Source organism: Pseudomonas sp. UYIF39 (assembly GCF_029963765.1).
GTDB lineage: Bacteria > Pseudomonadota > Gammaproteobacteria > Pseudomonadales > Pseudomonadaceae > Aquipseudomonas.
Map to the genome: position 1 here is coordinate 1 of NZ_JALBYU010000069.1, position 891 is coordinate 891.

Below are 891 nucleotides of genomic sequence, written 5' to 3' on the forward strand. Positions count from 1 at the left end.
TGTCGGAAGATCACGAGCGTACGCGCTGATCAATCAGCTGAGCGTCCATGAGCCGGTTGATTGGCTGTGCAAGGTGTTTGAAGTCACCCGTTCGTGCTACTACGCCCAGCGCCTTAGGCGCCGCACGCCAGATGTCGAACGGCTTCGGTTGCGCAGCCGGGTGAGCGAGTTGTTCACGCAAAGTCGTAGCGCTGCTGGCAGCCGCAGCATCTTGTCGCTGATGCTTGAAGACGGTGAGCAGCTCGGTCGGTTCAAAGTGCGCAGCTTGATGCGTGAGCTTGATTTAGTCAGTAAACAACCCGGATCACATGCCTACAAACGAGCGACGGTAGAGCGACTCGATATCCCGAACATCTTGAATCGGGAGTTCGATGTTCCGGCACCCAACCAGGTGTGGTGTGGCGACATCACCTACATCTGGGCCCAGGGGAAATGGCATTACCTGGCTGTTGTGCTGGATCTCTGCACGCGCCGGGTGGTGGGCTGGGCGTTGTCGGAAAAGCCGGACGCCGATATGGTTATCAAGGCGCTGGATATGGCGTACGAGCAACGAGGAAGACCTCAGGGCCTGCTGTTTCACTCGGATCAAGGGTCGCAGTATGCGAGTCGTTTATTTCGCCAGCGGCTGTGGCGTTATCGAATGCGTCAGAGCATGAGTCGCCGGGGAAATTGTTGGGACAACGCGCCGATGGAGCGTGTGTTCCGCAGCTTGAAAACCGAATGGATACCGGCCATGGGCTACAGAACTGCTCAAGAAGCCCAGCGCGATATCAGCCAATTCTTGATGCATCGGTACAACTGGATTCGACCCCATCAATTCAACGGTGGGCTGGCGCCAGCTCGGGCCGAAGAAAAATTTAACGTCGTGTCCGGGATTAGTTGACCACTACA

General features: G+C 56.7%; 1 protein-coding gene. It reads left to right on the forward strand.

The genetic code is table 11. From position 1 onward, the window contains the following. Positions 1–883 (forward strand): IS3 family transposase (locus tag MO767_RS30825; protein ID WP_282483618.1); only part of this gene is annotated, 883 nt, incomplete at its 5' end. Between the last annotated feature and the right edge of the window lie 8 nt (positions 884–891).